The sequence below is a fragment of the Amycolatopsis sp. SID8362 genome (assembly GCF_010550475.1).
Taxonomy (GTDB): domain Bacteria; phylum Actinomycetota; class Actinomycetes; order Mycobacteriales; family Pseudonocardiaceae; genus Amycolatopsis; species Amycolatopsis eburnea.
Map to the genome: position 1 here is coordinate 1 of NZ_JAAGNB010001348.1, position 1,656 is coordinate 1,656.

Consider the following 1,656-nt stretch of genomic DNA (forward strand, 5'->3'; position numbering starts at 1 on the left):
CGCCAGCTCGGCAGCGGGCGCCAGCTCGGCAGCGGGCGCCAGTTCGGCGGCGGGCGCCGGTTCGGTGGCCGGGGCCTCGATGACGACGTGGGCGTTGGTGCCGCTGATCCCGAACGACGACACCCCGGCCCGCCGCGGCCGGTCGAGCGCCGGCCACTCCCGGGCGTCGGCGAGCAGCTCGACCGACCCCGACTCCCAGTCCACATGGGACGACGGCTTCCCCGCCCACAGCGACTTCGGCACTACGCCGTGCCGCATGGCGAGGATCATCTTGATGATCCCGGCGACCCCGGCGGCGGCCTGGGTGTGGCCGATGTTGGACTTCACCGACCCCAGCAGCAGGGGCGTCGAACGGTCCTGGCCGTAGGTGGCCAGCAGCGCCTGCGCCTCGATCGGATCGCCCAGCGTGGTGCCGGTGCCGTGCGCTTCGACGACGTCGACGTCCGAAGTGGACAGTCCGCACTCGGCCAGTGCCGCGAGGATCACGCGTTGCTGCGAGGGGCCGTTCGGGGCGGTGAGGCCGTTCGACGCCCCGTCCTGGTTGACCGCGGAACCCCGCAGCACGGCCAACACCCGGTGTCCATTGCGGACGGCGTCGGACTGCCGCTCCAGTACGAGCAGGCCGACGCCCTCGGACCACCCGGTGCCGTCGGCATCGTCCGAAAAGGACTTGCAGCGGCCGTCACCCGCGAGACCGCCTTGGCGCGCGAAGTCGAGGAACGTGGCCGGGGTCGACATCACCGTGACCCCGCCGGCCAGCGCCAGCGAACACTCCCCCGACCGCAGTGCCTGCGCCGCCCAGTGCAAGGCCACCAGCGAAGACGAACACGCCGTGTCCACCGTGACCGCCGGGCCTTCCAAGCCGAGCGCGTAGGCGACGCGGCCGGAGGCGATGCTGCCCGCGGTGCCGTTGACGTCGAAGCCGCGGGCCTCCGGATCCCGCGCGATCGCCGCGTAGTCGTGGTACATCACCCCGGCGAACACGCCGGTGTCGGAGCCCTTCAGCGACGTCGGGTCGATGCCCGCCCGCTCGAACGCCTCCCACGAGACTTCCAGGAGCAGCCGTTGCTGCGGGTCGGCGCTGAGCGCGTCACGCGGGGAGATGCCGAAGAAGTCGGCGTCGAACCCGGTGGCCTCGTGCAGGAAACCACCCGCGAAGTCCGCGCCGGGGACGTGCCAGCCGCGGTCGGCGGGGAACGGCGTGATGCCCTCGCGGCCTTCGGTGAGCAGCTCCCAGAAGTCCTCCGGCGACGCCACCCCACCTGGGTACCGGCAGGCCATGCCGACGACGACGATCGGGTCGTCGTCGCGTGCCGCGGTGACGCGAGTCGGCCGCAGCGACAGGCCGTCTTCGAGGAACGCGGTGACGGCGTCCGGGGTCGGGTGGTCGAACACCAGCGTCGCGGGCAGCCGGCGACCGGTCGCTTCCGCGAGCCGGTTGCGCAGCTCCACCGACGTCAGCGAGTCCAGGCCCAGCTCGCGGAACGTCAGCGACGAGTCGACCGACGCCGCGGAGGCGTGGCCCAGGACGTTCGCCACCGTCGCCACGACCAGCGCGCCGAAGTCGGTCGCCGCCGCGGCCGCGCGACGCGGGCGCGGCGGGGCCAGGCGGTGGAACACCGGCGGTACGACATCCAGCGCGCGCAAGGCGGTGCG

At 73.3% G+C, this 1,656-nt stretch carries 1 pseudogene; it reads right to left on the reverse strand.

Annotation, left to right across the window (positions count from 1 at the left end):
• Nucleotides 1-1,650: pseudogene (locus G3I65_RS41260) on the reverse strand (beta-ketoacyl synthase N-terminal-like domain-containing protein); the annotation flags it as partial.
• Nucleotides 1,651-1,656 lie beyond the last annotated feature (6 nt).